This window comes from Georgenia sp. M64, from assembly GCF_038049925.1.
Lineage (GTDB): Bacteria > Actinomycetota > Actinomycetes > Actinomycetales > Actinomycetaceae > Georgenia.
Genome location: NZ_CP145809.1, coordinates 39,921 through 54,795 on the forward strand (window position 1 = coordinate 39,921; position 14,875 = coordinate 54,795).

The window sequence follows — 14,875 nt, forward strand, 5'->3', positions numbered from 1 at the left end:
ACGAATGGGTTGCCGTCTGGGCCCGCCGCGCCCGACAGGTCCCGGCCGGTGCCCTACTGCGAGACGAGCGTCTCGATCCGGTCGAGCACCGCCTCCAGGGCGGCCTCGAACTCCTCCTCGCCCCGGTCCTCGGAGAGCTTGGACTTGAGTCGGAGGATGTGGGGGTAGCCCGCCAGGGAGGCGTCGCTCGAGCCGACCTCCGTGCCGAGCTCCGCGCCGACGACGGCGAGGGTCTCCTCGGGCACCGTCTCGCCGCCCCGCTGGGAGACGTCGAGGAGGAGCTGGCCGATGAGGAAGCTCGTGAACGTCCGGTACGCCGTGACGGCTCGGTCGTCGCTGAAGCCGTTCCGCTGGAGCACGGCGAGGAAGTCCTCCACCACCTCCAGGCTGCGCAGGGGCGGGCGGAGCCAGGCGGCGGCGGGGTGGCGCGTCGCGATGAGCGGGAAGACGTGGGGGTGCTCCATGGCGATCTCCCGCACCGTGTGGGCGAGCCACTGCAGGTAGGTCTGCCAGCCGCCGTGCGGACCCAGGTCCATGTCCTCGGAGAGCTCCAGCCGAGCAGTGACGTCCTCGATCATCGCCTCGAGAAGGTCCTCACGGCCGTTGACGTGGCGGTACAGCGCCATCGCCTCAACCCCGAGGTCGGCGCCCAGACGGCGCATGCTCAGGGCGGAGAGGCCGTCGGCGTCGACCAGGCGCAGCGCCGCGTCCACGATCTGGTCGCGCGTCAACGGGGTTCGTACGGACTGCTCGGTCGAGTCCACGGCGGCGCTCCTCCCGGTCGGGGTGATGAGCTGCGCCTCCCAGGGTAGTCCCCGGTCCGGGGGAGCACCGCCACGGGACGTGGCGACCGGACCGGTCGCGTGTCAGGATCACCGGCGCGGTTTACGACGTACACTTACGGCGTAAACCGTGCCGGCACGACCTGGCGCGGTCTGCACCGCCGGCCCGGCGGGACGAGAGGGGAACCCCATGGCGAGCACCGCACCGCGCATGTCACCCGAGGGTGAGGGCAGCGCCTCCGTGCTGCTCCTGCCCGGACGCACCCGGCTGGTCCTCGCCGGCGAGGTCGACACCAGTCTCGGCGAGGAGCTCACGCGCGCCGTCGCCGAGGTGGAGGACGCCGGCCTCCCCGTCGAGGTGGACGTGCGGAACGTGACCTTCATGGACTCGTCGGTGGTCTCCGCGCTCGCGAGCCTGGCGTTCCGCTACCGGCACCGGCTGGTGTTCATCAAGCCGCCCGACGTCGTGCGCTTCCTCCTCGAGGTGACCAACCTCGGCGAGATGGTCGACATCGTCGACGACGTCCCGGTGGACGCGGAGCGGGAGACCCTCAGCCCCTGAGTCCTGGCGCGCCGAGCCGCAGGACGGCACCCGACCGGGCGACCGGCAGCGGGTCGCTGACGGCGCCGACGAAGGCGCTGTCCTGGGTCTCCAGGAACCCCAGGAGCGACCAACCGGCCCCGTCGTCACCGACGAGCCCGGTCGTGGCCGGGTGGCTCACAGTCGGTGGAGGGTCACCTCGACGCCACCCGGCTCGACCACCGCGGTCATGTAGGTGCAGGTGGGCTCGCGCCGCCGGTCGGTGGGGGAGCCCGGGTTGAGCAGACGCATGCCGCTCGGGCTGCGGCTGTCCCATGGGATGTGGCTGTGGCCGAACACGAGGACGTCGGTGCCGGGGAAGGTCGCGTCCGCCCGGGTCTCGCGCCCGGTGCGCGGGCCGGTCTCGTGGACGACGGCGAACCGGTGACCCTCGACGGTGGCGCGGGCGACCTCGGGCAGGCGGGCCCGCAGGGTCGGACCGTCGTTGTTCCCCCAGCAGCCCAGCAGCCGGCGGGACCGGGCGAGGAGGTCGTCGAGGAGATCCTCGCCGACCCAGTCGCCGGCGTGGACGACGAGGTCGGCCGCCGCCACGGCGTCCCACACGGGGCCGGGCAGGTCCTTCGCGCGCCGCGGCAGGTGCGTGTCGGCCAGGAGCAGCAGCCGGGTTGTCATCGACCCAGGGTGGCACGGTGCGGCGACCCCGTGTGGGCGCCGGCTCCTAGCGTGCGGGCGTGGCCATCGACCAGATCCCCCTGCGTGACGCTGCCGTCTCGCTCGGCCCCGAGCAGCACGGGTACCCCGTGACGACCCCGGACCGTCCCATCGAGGTCGCCGCCTGGGTGCACACCCGCCTCGGGCACCGGCAGGTCACCGCCGAGGCGGTCGCGTGGACGCCACGGGCCGCACGCATCCGCTACCTCGACGAGCACGGCCGCCAGGGCTTCGCATGGGTGTGGGCGAGCGCGGTGCAACGACGCTGAGACGACCGGCGGCGCCGAACCACCAGGTCCGGCGCCGCCCGTGGTGCTCCCGTGCCCCTACCGGGTCGGGTGGTCGTGCGGGTGGTCCACCGGGCGCCCGTCCGCCCGGTGCTCGCCGTCGGTGCGCTCGTCCGGGGTGCGCGGGTCGCCGTCGGTCCGGTCGTCGAGGCGACGGGTCTCGTCGGTGCCGCCGTCGTCCACGCGCCGGTCGTGGTCCACGTGACGGGCGTCGTCGACGCGGTGGCCCTCGTCGGCCGGGCGGCCGTCGTCCGCGTGCCTCACGTCGCCCTCCCGGCGACGCTCGTCGGCGTGCCGGGCGTCGCGCGCCTCGTCCGCCACCCGGGCGCGGTGGCCGGGATCGAGCTTGTCGGCGCCCTGGAGGTGCTCGTCGGCGCGGTTGCGGACCTCCTGGGCGGCCTCGGCCCGCAGGCGGGCCTCGTGCTCGAGCCGGTCCGCCTCGATGCGGGCCCGCTCGGCCTCCACCTCGGCGGCCTTGGCCTCGGTCGCACGTCGACGCGCCTCGATGTCCTCGGCCTCACCCCTGCGGCGCAGCTCGGCGGCCTCGCGGCGGTGCTCCTCGTCCCGCTGCGCGCGCCGCTTGCGGCCCGCCACGACCGCGATGGCGATGATGATCGCCAGGGCGATGACGCCCAGCGCGATCCAGATCCAGACGTTGTCGTTCATGGGGTTCCCTCCGTAACGGGCAATGGCCCCATGGAACCGCGACCTGGGGGTCTCGGCCACCGGAGAGCCCCGTCACGGCACCGCGGCGCCCGCTCCTCGACGCGCCGATCGTCCTCTTGCCGCGGTTCCGGGGGGTCAGGCCGGTCGGCGGGCCGCGCCGAGGATCGCCGTCACGGTGCGGGCCGAGCGCGCGGCGGCCTCGTCCACCGCCAGGTGGAAGTCCTGGTCGGCGGCCGGTCCGCACAGGTCCGAGATGCCCCGGACCGAGAGGAAGGGGACGGCGTAGGAGTGGGCCACCTGGGCCAGCGCCGTCGTCTCCATGTCGGTGCTCAGGGCACGTGGGAAGTCCGCCCGGACGCTGCCGACGTTGGCGGCGGTGACGAAGGAGTCCCCGGCCACCATCTCGCCCAGCCGCAGCCGGCCCGGTCGTCCCTGGGCGACGGGGGCGACGACGGGCTCGAGCGTGCGTGCCGCGTCGAGCAGGACCGGGTCGGCCGCGTAGTCGACCGGCATGCCCGGCACCTGCCCGCGGTCGTAGCCGAACGCGGTGGCATCCGCCCCGGCGTAGGTGACGCGCTCGCCGACGACGACGTCCCCCACCTCGACGTCGGCGGCCAGGCCGCCCGCGGAGCCGCCCGAGACGAGTGCTGAGGGTGCGACCCGGCCGAGGGCGTCGACGGCGGCGGAGGCCGCGTTGACCAGGCCGATGCCGCTGCGCACGACGAGCACCCGGAGGTCCCCGACGGTGAGGACCCGGCCGGCTGCGCGGCCGGCCTCGTACTCCGGGCCGCTCTCGGTGGCCGCCTCGAGGAAGGGACGCGCCTCCTCCTCCATCGCCACGACGACGACGGCGTCGACCCTCACGCCTCGACCTGGGCCCACTCGTCCCGACGCGCCAGCATCCGGCGGGCCGCCTCCTGCGCCCCCGTGAGGGTGTGGCTGGCGGCCCAGCCGCACTGCGTCTCGTTGGCGGCGGGCACCTCGGTCGCGGCGACGACGTCGCGCAGGGTGGTCTCGACGAGGTCGAGGACCTCCTCGTAGGGGTGGTCGCCGACGAGCAGGAGGTAGAAGCCGGTCTGGCAGCCCATGGGGGAGAAGTCGACGACGTCGCCGGAGTGGTTGCGCACGTGCTCGGCGAAGGTGTGCTCGAGGGAGTGGACGACCGGCATCTCGAGGTGATCGGCGTTCGGCTGGCAGAACCGCACGTCGTACTTGGTCAGGACGTCACCGCCGGGAAGGTGCTTGGTGTCGGCCACCCGGACGTAGGGCGCGGCGACCGTGCGGTGGTCGAGGTTGAAGCTCTCGACGTTCATCGGCATGACAGACTCCTCGGGCTTGCGGCGGCGGTGGACCCCATCATGATCGCGCAGAACGGCCGGTGCGGCGGGCGGCAGAGTCAGGGCATCGGTGCGCCGGGCCCGGTGAGACCACTGCCGCGGGCGTCGTCCCCGCCGGGGTGCGGGTCGACGTCGTGGCCGATCTCGCGCTCGACGTCCTGGTCGACGGCGGCGTCGTCGTCCGCGCGCGTCGCACCGATCTCGTCGGCCGCCTGCTCGGCCAGCTCGCGGGCCTCCTTGGCCAGCCGGCCTGCCTCGGTCGTCGGCTCCTCGTTCACGGGTTCTCCTCTCGACGGCGGCGCCGGGGCGCCGGCACGGCCACGACCGGCAGGTCGGGCCCTCCACGCCACCTTCGCGCCCCCGCCAGGGAGCCGCAACCGGCACCGGCGAGAGCGAGTTTCGTCGTGCGGGGCCCCTGGACCCACACCCTGTGGACGCCGGGGCCGCCTTCTCGTCCACAGGCCTGGCTCGCCGGAGGTCGACGACTCGGATGTCAGTGGTCGGTGGCAGCGTCGGACCTGAGTCGCCACCAGGCGCGACGGGACGAGGACGGGCTGTCCACAGGCCGTCCCCACACCCGTTACCGGAGTCCACAAGAAGGGGGTCAGGCTGTGGAGGACACGCCCACCGCACGACACGCCAACACTGCATCTTGGGGTACTGCCCACGCCCCACCCCTAGGTGTAGTGTCGAGGAACCACGCAGAACCCGGCGCCGTCCCGAAGCACATGATTGTGATTACGGGCCTGTCATCCGGTGCGTGGCCGTGACGATGCACCAGGAGAAGGAGAACGGCTCGATGAGCATCACCGTCTACAGCAAGCCGGCCTGTGTCCAGTGCGACGCCACGTACCGTGCGCTGGACAAGCAGGGTCTGCCGTACGAGGTCGTCGACATCATGACCGACGCCGAGGCGCTGGAGAGCATCAAGGCGCTCGGGTACCAGCAGGCCCCGGTCGTCTTCGCCGGCGGTGACCACTGGTCCGGCTTCCGGCCCGACAAGATCAAGGCGCTCGCGGCCCAGATGGCCGACGCCGTCGTGGCCTGAGCCATCCACGAGCTTCAGCCGGACCACCGCGACCCGGTGGTCCGGCTGAACACCAGGGCGACCGGCTGCCGGCCGGCGCCCGACGAACCGGCGCCCGTGGCGCCGTCCTCAGGGGGCGTGATGGGCATCCTCGTCTACTTCTCCTCAGCGACGAACAACACGCACCGCTTCGTGGAGAAGGTCGGCCTCCCGGCCGCCCGGATCCCCCTGCGGGCCGGGGACCCGCCGCTGCGGGTCGAGCAGGAGTACGTGCTCGTCGTCCCCACCTACGGTGGCGGCAACGGGCGCGGCGCCGTGCCCAAGCAGGTCATCAGGTTTCTCAACGACCCGCGCAACCGCTCGCTCATCCGTGGCGTCATCGCCGCGGGCAACACGAACTTCGGTGAGGCGTACTGCATCGCCGGCGACATCGTCGCCGCGAAGTGCCAGGTGCCCTACCTCTTCCGCTTCGAACTACTGGGAACGACTGAGGACGTCACGCGCGTCCGAGAGGGATTGGGGCAGTTTTGGCAGCAACGCTCACAGGTACCGGCGTAGAGGTCGCCAGCGCGCCCGAGCTCGACTACCACGCGCTCAACGCGATGCTCAACCTCTACGACGCCGACGGGAGGATTCAGCTCGACAAGGACCGCGAGGCCGCTCGCCAGTACTTCCTCCAGCACGTCAACCAGAACACCGTCTTCTTCCACAACCTGCGGGAGAAGCTCGACTACCTGGTCGAGCACGGCTACTACGAGGCCGTCGTCCTCGAGCAGTACTCCTTCGAGTTCCTCACCGCGCTGTGGGACTTCGCTTACGCCAAGAAGTTCCGCTTCGAGACCTTCCTCGGGGCGTTCAAGTACTACACGTCGTACACGCTGAAGACCTTCGACGGGAAGCGCTACCTCGAGCGGTTCGAGGACCGGGTCGTCATGGTGGCCCTCACCCTCGCCGCCGGCGACGAGACGCTCGCGCGCAACCTCGTCGAGGAGATCATCTCCGGCCGCTTCCAGCCGGCCACCCCGACGTTCCTCAACGCCGGGAAGCAGCAGCGCGGCGAGTTCGTCAGCTGCTTCCTCCTGCGCATCGAGGACAACATGGAGTCCATCGCGCGCGGCATCAACTCGGCGCTCCAGCTGTCCAAGCGCGGCGGCGGCGTGGCGCTGTCGCTGACGAACGTGCGCGAGTCCGGGGCGCCGATCAAGAAGATCGAGAACCAGTCCTCCGGCGTCATCCCCGTGATGAAGCTCCTCGAGGACTCCTTCTCCTACGCCAACCAGCTCGGTGCCCGCCAGGGCGCCGGCGCGGTGTACCTGCACGCCCACCACCCCGACATCATGCGGTTCCTCGACACCAAGCGGGAGAACGCGGACGAGAAGATCCGCATCAAGACCCTCTCCCTCGGTGTGGTCATCCCCGACGTCACGTTCGAGCTCGCGAGGAACAACGAGGACATGTACTTGTTCTCGCCCTACGACGTCGAGCGCGTCTACGGGGTGCCGTTCTCCGAGGTGAACGTCTCGGAGAAGTACCGGGAGATGGTCGACGACGGGCGGATCAAGAAGAAGAAGCTCAGCGCCCGGAAGTTCTTCCAGACGATCGCCGAGCTGCAGTTCGAGTCGGGCTACCCGTACATCATGTTCGAGGACACGGTGAACCGGGCGAACCCGGTCGCGGGCAAGGTCACGATGTCCAACCTGTGCTCGGAGATCCTCCAGGTCTCCACGCCCTCGACCTACAACGACGACCTGTCGTACAAGGAGGTCGGGCACGACATCTCCTGCAACCTGGGCTCGCTCAACATCGCCAAGGCGATGGACTCCCCGGACCTCGGCCGGACCGTGGGCACGGCGATCCGCTCCCTGACGGCGGTGTCGGACCAGACCCACATCTGGTCGGTGCCGTCGATCGAGCACGGCAACAACGCCGCGCACGCGATCGGACTGGGTCAGATGAACCTGCACGGCTACCTCGCCCGGGAGCGCATCCACTACGGGTCCGAGGAGGGCCTGGACTTCACGAACATGTACTTCTACGCGGTGACGTTCCACGCCGTGACGGAGTCGAACAAGCTCGCCATCGAGCGTGGCCGGGCCTTCGCCGGCTTCGAGGAGTCGAAGTACGCCACGGGCGAGTACTTCGCGAAGTACATCGACCGGGTGTGGGAGCCGCGCACCGAGCGGGTGCGTCAGCTCTTCGCCGACGCCGGCGTGCACCTCCCCACGCAGGACGACTGGCGCGCGCTGGCCGCCTCCGTCAAGGAGCACGGCATCTACAACCAGTACCTCCAGGCCGTGCCGCCCACCGGGTCGATCTCCTACATCAACAACTCCACCTCCTCGATCCACCCGATCGTCTCCAAGGTCGAGATCCGCAAGGAGGGCAAGATCGGGCGGGTGTACTACCCGGCGCCGTACCTGACGAACGACAACCTCGAGTACTACGAGGACGCGTACGAGATCGGCCCCGAGAAGATCATCGACACCTACGCCGAGGCCACCCAGCACGTCGACCAGGGCCTCTCGCTCACGCTGTTCTTCAAGGACACCGTCACCACCCGCGACGTCAACAAGGCCCAGATCTACGCCTGGCGCAAGGGCATCAAGACGCTGTACTACATCCGGCTGCGCCAGATGGCCCTCGAGGGCACCGAGGTCGAGGGCTGCGTCTCCTGCATGCTCTGACCCACGCCACCCGCGGGACCGACGTCCCGCGGGTGGCCGGCCGCCTACCGGCCACCCTGCGCGGCCGCGCCGCACCGACAAGACGATCTGCGATGGAGTGAATGACGTGTCCGAGAAGCTGAAGCTGGTCAGCCGGGTCCAGGCGATCAACTGGAACCGGGTCCAGGACGAGAAGGACGTCGAGGTCTGGGACCGGCTGACGGGGAACTTCTGGCTGCCGGAGAAGGTGCCGCTGTCCAACGACATCCAGTCCTGGCACACGCTCGCCCCTCACGAGCAGCTGACGACGACGCGCGTGTTCACCGGCCTGACGCTGCTCGACACCGTCCAGGGCACGGTCGGGGCGGTGAGCCTCATCCCGGACGCGGTCACCCCGCACGAGGAGGCCGTCTACACGAACATCGCGTTCATGGAGTCCGTGCACGCCAAGAGCTACTCCTCGATCTTCTCCACCCTCATCTCCACGCAGGAGATCGACGAGGCGTTCCGCTGGTCGGAGGAGAACGAGAACCTTCAGCGCAAGGCCCAGATCGTCATGGACTACTACCGCGGCGACGACCCCGAGAAGCGCAAGGTCGCCTCCACGATGCTGGAGTCGTTCCTCTTCTACTCCGGCTTCTACGCGCCGATGTACTGGTCCAGCCGGGCCAAGCTGACGAACACGGCCGACCTCATCCGGCTCATCATCCGCGACGAGGCCGTGCACGGGTACTACATCGGCTACAAGTACCAGCAGGCCGTGGCCAAGGCTTCCCCCGCGCGGCAGCAGGAGCTCAAGGACTACACGTTCGAGCTCCTCTTCGAGCTCTACGAGAACGAGGAGCAGTACACCGAGGACCTCTACGACCCCCTCGGCCTGACCGAGGACGTCAAGGCGTTCCTGCGCTACAACGCCAACAAGGCGCTCATGAACCTCGGTTACGAGGCGCTGTTCCCCGCCGACGCGACCGCGGTCAACCCCGCGATCCTCTCGGCGCTGAGCCCCAACGCCGACGAGAACCACGACTTCTTCTCGGGCTCGGGCTCGAGCTACGTCATGGGCAAGGCCGTCGACACCCAGGACGAGGACTGGGAGTTCTGACCCGACCCCGCACCGATGCCGCCCTGCCGCCCATGAGGCCGCGGGGCGGCGTCGTCCTCGGGTCGGCCGGACGAGATCCGTGTCGCCGTGCCACCACCGGTCTCCGCTGATCGCACGGCAGGATGTCCTCCGTGGCGGCGGTGTTGCTGGACGAGCTGATCGATACGGACTACGGGCAGCTCGACATCGGCTGGGGTGACGACTTCGGGTTCGACGGCGACGTCGACCGGTTCTTCGACGGACACGCCAACGGTCTTGTCGGCGCTGCCGACCCGTCGGGGGTGTACCTCAACCTTGCGAGGCGGTCGGGCGGCTCACCGCTGCGCATCGAGCTGCACGACCACGCCCCCGGTCCGGCCGGCGGGGACTGGCAGGACGTGGTCGAGGTGTCCGTCCGGGTACCCGACGGCGCCGTGCCGCGGTGGTCGTCGTGGGCCGGGGAGAGCGGTGGGTGCTTACCGATTCCCGCCGGCACCTACCGGCTTCGGGTGTGTGCCCGCGGGCGCGACGCCGGGCACGACGGCGAGTTCGCCCCAGGCCCCGTCGACCGCTACCTGCTGGAGCTCTGGCCGGCACCGCTGCAGGCCGACCGCGTCGTCAGGGTCGGCAGCGCCGACGCCGCACGCCGGCACCACGAGGTCGGCGGCCGTCGCTGAGCCGACGGGTGCGCGGCGGGTGACGACGAGTGCTCCGGAGCCGTCGAGCGCTGCGCCGTGCCGCGGCGGTGACGCGAGCGCCGCCCCGTCTGACAGGTGGGCACCGTTTCGCCCCGGCCGCCGATCTTCAATAGCGTGAGCGCGCACGCCTGACCAGGACCGTCTCGACGAGGAGCGCGCCACCCATGGCCCCCACCACCCGTGCGGTGATCGACCTGGACGTCCCCGGGCCCACGATCAGCCGGCACCTGTACGGCCACTTCGCCGAGCACCTCGGCCGGTGCGTCTACGGCGGGTTCTGGGTGGGGGAGGACTCCGACATCCCGCACGAGCGCGGCATCCGCGTTGACGCCGTCGCCCCGCGCGAGCACGACGGCGTCCGACCGCACGAGCGCGGCCTCGTCGTCGACGTCCCGGCCCGCTCCTACGTCACCGTCCGGCTGGAGCCGGCATGACCGCCGAGCCCCCCGCCGCAGCCCCCACCGCCCCCCGCACGAGCCCCGCCGCGAGCACGAGCCCCTCCGCAGAACCTACGACCCCGACCGGAGCCCCCATGACGCACGAGTCCGTCCACGTCCCCGAGGGCGTCCGCCCGGCGCGGTTCCGCCCGTCCGCCGGCGCCTTCTCCGCGCCGTCCGTCAGCCTCGACGGCGAGTGGCGCTTCCGCCTCTTCCCGGAGGCGGAGACCGGCGCCGACCCCGCCGACGACGGCGCCGGCTGGGACTCCCTGACCGTCCCGGGTCACTGGCAGCTCGCCGGCGCGCCGGACACCTGGCCCTACGGCCGGCCCGCGTACACCAACGTCCTCTTCCCGATCCCCGTCGACCCGCCCCGCGTGCCGCGGGAGAACCCGACCGGGGAGTACCGCCGCACGGTCGACGTCCCGGCGGCCTGGACGTCCGGCGGACGCGTCGTGCTGCGGTTCGAGGGCGTCGACTCCTGGTTCGAGGTGGCGCTCAACGGCCAGGTCCTCGCCCGATCGCACGGCTCACGCCTGCCCACCGAGGTCGACGTCACCGACGCCGTCCACGCCGGGGAGAACCTTCTCGCGGTGCGGGTGACCCAGTGGTCGGCCCAGACCTACGTCGAGGACCAGGACCAGTGGTGGCTCTCCGGCATCTTCCGCCCCGTCACCCTCGAGCACCGCCCCGACGGCGGGATCGAGCACGTCCGCGTGCACGCCGACTATGACCACACCACCGTCACGGGCACCCTGCGGGTGGACGTCGAGGGCGGTCCCGCCCGGGTCACGGTCCCCGAGCTGGGGATCGACGCCGCCGCGGGCGAGGAGGTCACGGTCGCCGTCGAGCCGTGGTCGGCCGAGGTGCCGCGGCTGTACCGGGCCACGGTCACGACCGGCGCCGAGACCGTCGGCGTCGACGTCGGCTTCCGCCGGGTCGCGATCGTCGACGGCGTGTTCACCGTCAACGGGGCCCCGGTCAAGCTCCGCGGGGTCAACCGGCACGAGTTCGAGCCCACCCGCGGGCGCGCCGTCACCGCCGAGACGATGCTCGAGGACGTGCTGCTCATGAAGCGGCACCACGTCAACGCCGTCCGCACGAGCCACTACCCGCCGCACCCGCACTTCCTCGACCTCTGCGACGTCCACGGCCTCTACGTCGTCGACGAGAACGACTTCGAGACCCACGGCTTCGAGCCGCTCGGCTGGCGCGGCAACCCCACGGACGCGCCCGAGTGGGAGCCGGTGCTCGTGGACCGGGTCACCCGGATGGTCCGGCGGGACGCCCACCACCCGAGCATCGTCATGTGGTCCCTCGGCAACGAGGCGGGCACGGGCCGCAACCTCGCCGCCATGGCCCGCGCGATCCGCGACCTCGACCCCACCCGCCCCCTGCACTACGAGGGCGACTGGTCGTGCGAGCACGTCGACGTCTACTCCCGGATGTACGCCACCTCGGAGGAGGTCGCCCTCATCGGTCGCGGCGAGGAGACCCCGCTGCCCGACGGCGTCCTCGACGCGCGGCGCCGTGCGATGCCGTTCGTCCAGTGCGAGTACGCCCACGCCATGGGCAACGGACCGGGCGGCCTGTCCGACTACGACGCGCTCTTCGACGCCCACCCCCGGCTCATGGGCGGGTTCGTCTGGGAGTGGATCGACCACGGCATCGCCACCCGCGACGACGACGGCACCCCGTTCTCCGGCTACGGCGGCGACTTCGGCGAGGAGCTCCACGACGGCACATTCATCGCCGACGGCATGCTCCTGCCCGATCGCACCCCCTCCCCGGGCATGGTCGAGATGGCGGCGGTCTACGCCCCCCTCCGCATCGACGCCGACCCGGCGCGGCCGGGCGAGCTGACCGTGCGCAACCGGTACGCCTTCCGCGACACCGCGCACGTCCGGCTCGTCTGGTCCCTCACCGCCGACGGCGAGGAGCTCGCCGCCGGTGAGCTCGACGAGACCCCCCTTGCGCCGGGTGCCTCCCGGACGGTCGCTCCCGCGGCGGACCTTCTCGACGGTGTCGACGCGGACCCGCGGGCTGCCCTGTGGTGGACGGTCCGGGCCCTCCAGCGCGACGGCGTGGACGGCGACGCCGCCTGGGCGTCCCCCGGCACCGAGCTGGGCGCCGGCCAGCTGCTCCTGCGTCCCGCCGGACCGCTCCCTGCGGCGGCCGGGAACGCGGCGCGCACGGAGGGCGGCGGGGACTCCGCCGGCACCCGTCCGGCGCGCACGGACGACGGCGGGTTCGCCGTCGGGCCGGTACGCCTGGACCGGTCGGGCCGGCTCGTCGCCATCGGCGACCGGGCCGTCGCCGTCGCCCGGGTCGACGCGTGGCGCGCCCCGACCGACAACGACGCCCGCACGTCGTGGAACGACCCCATCGGCGACGCCGAGGCCTGGGAGCGTGCCGGCCTGACCCGGCTCCACGAGCGGCTGGACACGGCCGACGTCGACGGCGAGGCGCTCGTCGTCACCGGGCGCACCGCCGGCGCCGCCACCGACTGCGGCCTCGCCGTGCGCTACACGTGGCGCCCGGTGGACGAGCGCGCCGTCGACCTCACGCTCGAGATCACTCCGGAGGGCCGCTGGCCCGGGTCCGTCGCCCGCCTCGGCCTGCTCCTCGCGGTCGAGCAGCCCGACGCCGCCGACGTGATGGTCGACTGGGTGGGCCTGGGCCCGCTCGAGTCCTACGCCGACTCGGCGAGGGCGGCGCTCGCGGGCCGGTGGCGGCACACCGTGGCCGAGCTGCAGACCCCGTACACCCACCCGCAGGAGAACGGCGCCCGGCGTGGCGTCACCCGCGCCGCGCTCGACCTCGGCGGGGCGACGCTCGGTCTCGAGGCCGGCGGGGTCACGGTGGGCGGCCGGACGGTGCACGGGTTCGAGCTGACCGCCCGCCCGTGGTCCGACCAGGCACTGGCGGCGGCAGCGCACCCGCACGAGCTCGCCGCCGACGGGATGCTCTGGCTGCACGTCGACGCCGCCCAGCACGGGCTGGGCTCGGCCGCGTGCGGGCCCGGCGTGCTGCCGAACGCGCGCCTCGTGCCCGCGCCCGTGAGCCTGGACGTGCGCCTGACGATCGGCTGAGCGGTGGCCTCGGCCGGTGGGCGCAGGTCGGCCACCGGCTGAGCCCCGGCCTGGGCCGAGCCCGACCCTGCCGAGCCGGCCCCAGCAAGCCCCTACGTGCCGGAGACCGGCCACACCACCCGGGTGCGCCAGGTGGCGGGGTCGGGGTCGGACTCCGGCCCCGACTCGTAGATCTCCCACATGTCGGCGGAGGCGGTGAGGCCCTTCTCCCCGAGCCAGGTCTCGATGGCCTCGTACGTCTCGTGGAGGGCGTCGTAGCTGCCGGTGTGCACCGCCTCGACGGCACGGCCGGCGGGGAGGGCGCCGCCGACGATCTCGCCGCCGGAGAACGCCTCCAGCACGGGGAAGCCCGCCTCGACGTCCACGGTCTCGCCGACGGGGCCGCGGTAGCGGGCGTACGGAGCGCCGGCCGGCGCGACACCCGCCTCACGCAAGGCGTCGAACACCTCGTGGAAGGCGTCGTCGAAGAACGCCGGCAGCTCGGTGGTGCGCACCTGCCGGCGGATGCCTGCCGTGAGCTGCTCCGGCTCCTCGATGATCCTGAACTCCGTCACGACCGACCTCCCTCACCAGGCGGGGCCCGGCGCGGACGCCGCCAGCACGATCGAACACCCACCGCGAGGCCCACGTCCAGGGACCCGCGTCCAGGGACCGTCAGCGCGGCGCCATGCGCAGCGCGCCGTCCATGCGGACGGTCTCGCCGTTGACGTAGTCGTGCTCGATGAGCGCCAGGGCGAGCTGGGCGAACTCCTCGGGCCGAGCCAGGCGCGGAGGGAACGGCACCCCGGCCGCCAGGCGTGCGCGGTACTCCTCGTCGATCGTGGCCATCATCGGTGTCTCGACGATCCCGGGCGCGATGGTGTTGACCCGGATCCCGTACTGGGCGAGGTCGCGCGCGGCCGGCAGCGTCAGGCCGACGACCCCACCCTTGGAGGACGCGTACGCGGCCTGCCCCACCTGACCCTCGTACGCGGCGACCGAGGCGGTGTTGATCACCACGCCGCGCTGACCACCGTCGTCGGGCTCGGTCGCGGCGATGTGCTCGGCGGCCAGCGCGAGGACCGTGAAGGTGCCCACGAGGTTGATGGCCACGACCTTTGCGTACAGACCTATGTCGTGCACTCCGCGGCGGCCCAGGATCCGCGCGGAGGGGGCGATGCCCGCGCAGCTCACCACGACCCGTAGCGGGACGTCGCCGCTCGCTGCCTCGGCGACCGCGGCTCGCACCTGTGCCTCGTCGGTGACGTCGGCGGCGAGGTAGGTGATGCCGGGGTGCGTGGCGCCCTCCAGGGCGGCCGGCAGGTCCAGCGCATACACCGACGCACCGTGCTCGCTCAGCATCCGTGCCGTCGCGGCGCCCATCCCTGACGCCCCGCCCGTGACGACGGCTGCGACACCCTCCACCCGCATCGGCGGTCCTCTCCCGAACATCCGGCCCCGTCGCCGGCACCATCAGCCTACGGGCGGCGCGGTCAGGCTGGAGTTCACTCAGCCTCGATCCACCGATGGTCCGCGGCTCGCTCGTTGATGCGGTCGGGACGGCGGTGGTGGTT

The 14,875-nt window shown here is 72.1% G+C and carries 17 protein-coding genes and 1 pseudogene; 9 read left to right on the top strand and 9 right to left on the bottom strand.

Annotation, left to right across the window (positions count from 1 at the left end; all coding sequences use genetic code 11):
- Positions 1–53: 53 nt before the first annotated feature.
- Positions 54–764, bottom strand: coding sequence for a TetR/AcrR family transcriptional regulator C-terminal domain-containing protein (locus tag AAEM63_RS00200; protein ID WP_341359737.1), 711 nt, complete (start codon positions 762–764; stop codon positions 54–56).
- A gap of 208 nt (positions 765–972) precedes the next feature.
- On the opposite strand from AAEM63_RS00200, the gene AAEM63_RS00205 reads away from it, so the two are divergent.
- Positions 973–1,344 carry an STAS domain-containing protein gene (locus AAEM63_RS00205; RefSeq protein ID WP_341359738.1) on the top strand — a complete coding sequence of 124 codons (372 nt, stop codon included), beginning with the start codon at positions 973–975 and terminating at the stop codon, positions 1,342–1,344.
- Here the strand turns inward: AAEM63_RS00205 and AAEM63_RS00210 are convergent.
- Positions 1,334–1,504: a hypothetical protein gene (locus AAEM63_RS00210; protein WP_341359739.1), complete on the bottom strand. Its 171-nt coding sequence runs from the start codon at positions 1,502–1,504 to the stop codon at positions 1,334–1,336. The two genes, AAEM63_RS00205 and AAEM63_RS00210, sit on opposite strands and share 11 nt — an antisense overlap.
- The gene (locus AAEM63_RS00215; protein ID WP_341359740.1) at positions 1,501–1,995 is read right to left on the bottom strand and encodes a metallophosphoesterase; all 495 of its coding nucleotides are present in this window, start codon (positions 1,993–1,995) and stop codon (positions 1,501–1,503) included. Before AAEM63_RS00215 ends, AAEM63_RS00210 begins: the two co-directional genes overlap by 4 nt.
- A 59-nt stretch (positions 1,996–2,054) precedes the next feature.
- On the opposite strand from AAEM63_RS00215, the gene AAEM63_RS00220 reads away from it, so the two are divergent.
- The gene (locus AAEM63_RS00220) at positions 2,055–2,303 is read left to right on the top strand and encodes a hypothetical protein (protein ID WP_341359741.1); all 249 of its coding nucleotides are present in this window, start codon (positions 2,055–2,057) and stop codon (positions 2,301–2,303) included.
- A gap of 57 nt (positions 2,304–2,360) precedes the next feature.
- Here the strand turns inward: AAEM63_RS00220 and AAEM63_RS00225 are convergent, their stop codons facing one another.
- The 4 genes from AAEM63_RS00225 to AAEM63_RS00240 form a co-directional block, all read right to left on the bottom strand.
- Positions 2,361–2,987, bottom strand: coding sequence for a hypothetical protein (locus AAEM63_RS00225; protein ID WP_341359742.1), 627 nt, complete (start codon positions 2,985–2,987; stop codon positions 2,361–2,363).
- Between the two features lie 135 nt (positions 2,988–3,122).
- Positions 3,123–3,851 (bottom strand): 5'-methylthioadenosine/S-adenosylhomocysteine nucleosidase, encoded by a 729-nt coding sequence (gene mtnN, locus AAEM63_RS00230; RefSeq protein ID WP_341359743.1) that lies wholly within the window; start codon positions 3,849–3,851, stop codon positions 3,123–3,125.
- Positions 3,848–4,306 (bottom strand): S-ribosylhomocysteine lyase, encoded by a 459-nt coding sequence (locus AAEM63_RS00235; protein ID WP_341359744.1) that lies wholly within the window; start codon positions 4,304–4,306, stop codon positions 3,848–3,850. Before AAEM63_RS00235 ends, mtnN begins: the two co-directional genes overlap by 4 nt.
- Before the next feature lie 77 nt (positions 4,307–4,383).
- Positions 4,384–4,602: a hypothetical protein gene (locus AAEM63_RS00240; protein ID WP_123915921.1), complete on the bottom strand. Its 219-nt coding sequence runs from the start codon at positions 4,600–4,602 to the stop codon at positions 4,384–4,386.
- 521 nt (positions 4,603–5,123) lie between these two features.
- Here AAEM63_RS00240 and nrdH point away from each other — a divergent pair.
- The 7 genes and pseudogenes from nrdH to AAEM63_RS00275 all read left to right on the top strand — a co-directional run bounded on the left by nrdH (position 5,124) and on the right by AAEM63_RS00275 (position 13,322).
- Positions 5,124–5,372, top strand: a complete 249-nt coding sequence (gene nrdH, locus AAEM63_RS00245; RefSeq protein WP_341361276.1) for a glutaredoxin-like protein NrdH — start codon at positions 5,124–5,126, stop codon at positions 5,370–5,372.
- A gap of 120 nt (positions 5,373–5,492) precedes the next feature.
- Positions 5,493–5,909 carry a class Ib ribonucleoside-diphosphate reductase assembly flavoprotein NrdI gene (nrdI, locus tag AAEM63_RS00250; protein ID WP_341359745.1) on the top strand — a complete coding sequence of 139 codons (417 nt, stop codon included), beginning with the start codon at positions 5,493–5,495 and terminating at the stop codon, positions 5,907–5,909.
- On the top strand, positions 5,879–8,035 hold the full coding sequence (gene nrdE, locus AAEM63_RS00255; RefSeq protein ID WP_341359746.1) for a class 1b ribonucleoside-diphosphate reductase subunit alpha: 2,157 nt from the start codon (positions 5,879–5,881) through the stop codon (positions 8,033–8,035). Before nrdI ends, nrdE begins: the two co-directional genes overlap by 31 nt.
- A 106-nt stretch (positions 8,036–8,141) precedes the next feature.
- Positions 8,142–9,116, top strand: coding sequence for a class 1b ribonucleoside-diphosphate reductase subunit beta (gene nrdF, locus AAEM63_RS00260; protein WP_341359747.1), 975 nt, complete (start codon positions 8,142–8,144; stop codon positions 9,114–9,116).
- 131 nt (positions 9,117–9,247) lie between these two features.
- Positions 9,248–9,772 carry a hypothetical protein gene (locus AAEM63_RS00265; protein WP_341359748.1) on the top strand — a complete coding sequence of 175 codons (525 nt, stop codon included), beginning with the start codon at positions 9,248–9,250 and terminating at the stop codon, positions 9,770–9,772.
- A gap of 185 nt (positions 9,773–9,957) precedes the next feature.
- Positions 9,958–10,122: pseudogene (locus AAEM63_RS00270) on the top strand (alpha-N-arabinofuranosidase); the annotation flags it as partial.
- A gap of 203 nt (positions 10,123–10,325) precedes the next feature.
- Positions 10,326–13,322 carry a glycoside hydrolase family 2 TIM barrel-domain containing protein gene (locus tag AAEM63_RS00275; protein WP_341359749.1) on the top strand — a complete coding sequence of 999 codons (2,997 nt, stop codon included), beginning with the start codon at positions 10,326–10,328 and terminating at the stop codon, positions 13,320–13,322.
- A 92-nt stretch (positions 13,323–13,414) separates the two neighbouring features.
- On the opposite strand, the gene AAEM63_RS00280 is transcribed toward AAEM63_RS00275, so the two are convergent.
- Together AAEM63_RS00280 and AAEM63_RS00285 are read right to left on the bottom strand one after the other, a co-directional pair.
- Positions 13,415–13,876: a GyrI-like domain-containing protein gene (locus AAEM63_RS00280; protein WP_341359750.1), complete on the bottom strand. Its 462-nt coding sequence runs from the start codon at positions 13,874–13,876 to the stop codon at positions 13,415–13,417.
- A gap of 100 nt (positions 13,877–13,976) precedes the next feature.
- On the bottom strand, positions 13,977–14,732 hold the full coding sequence (locus AAEM63_RS00285) for an SDR family NAD(P)-dependent oxidoreductase (RefSeq protein WP_341359751.1): 756 nt from the start codon (positions 14,730–14,732) through the stop codon (positions 13,977–13,979).
- Positions 14,733–14,875 lie beyond the last annotated feature (143 nt).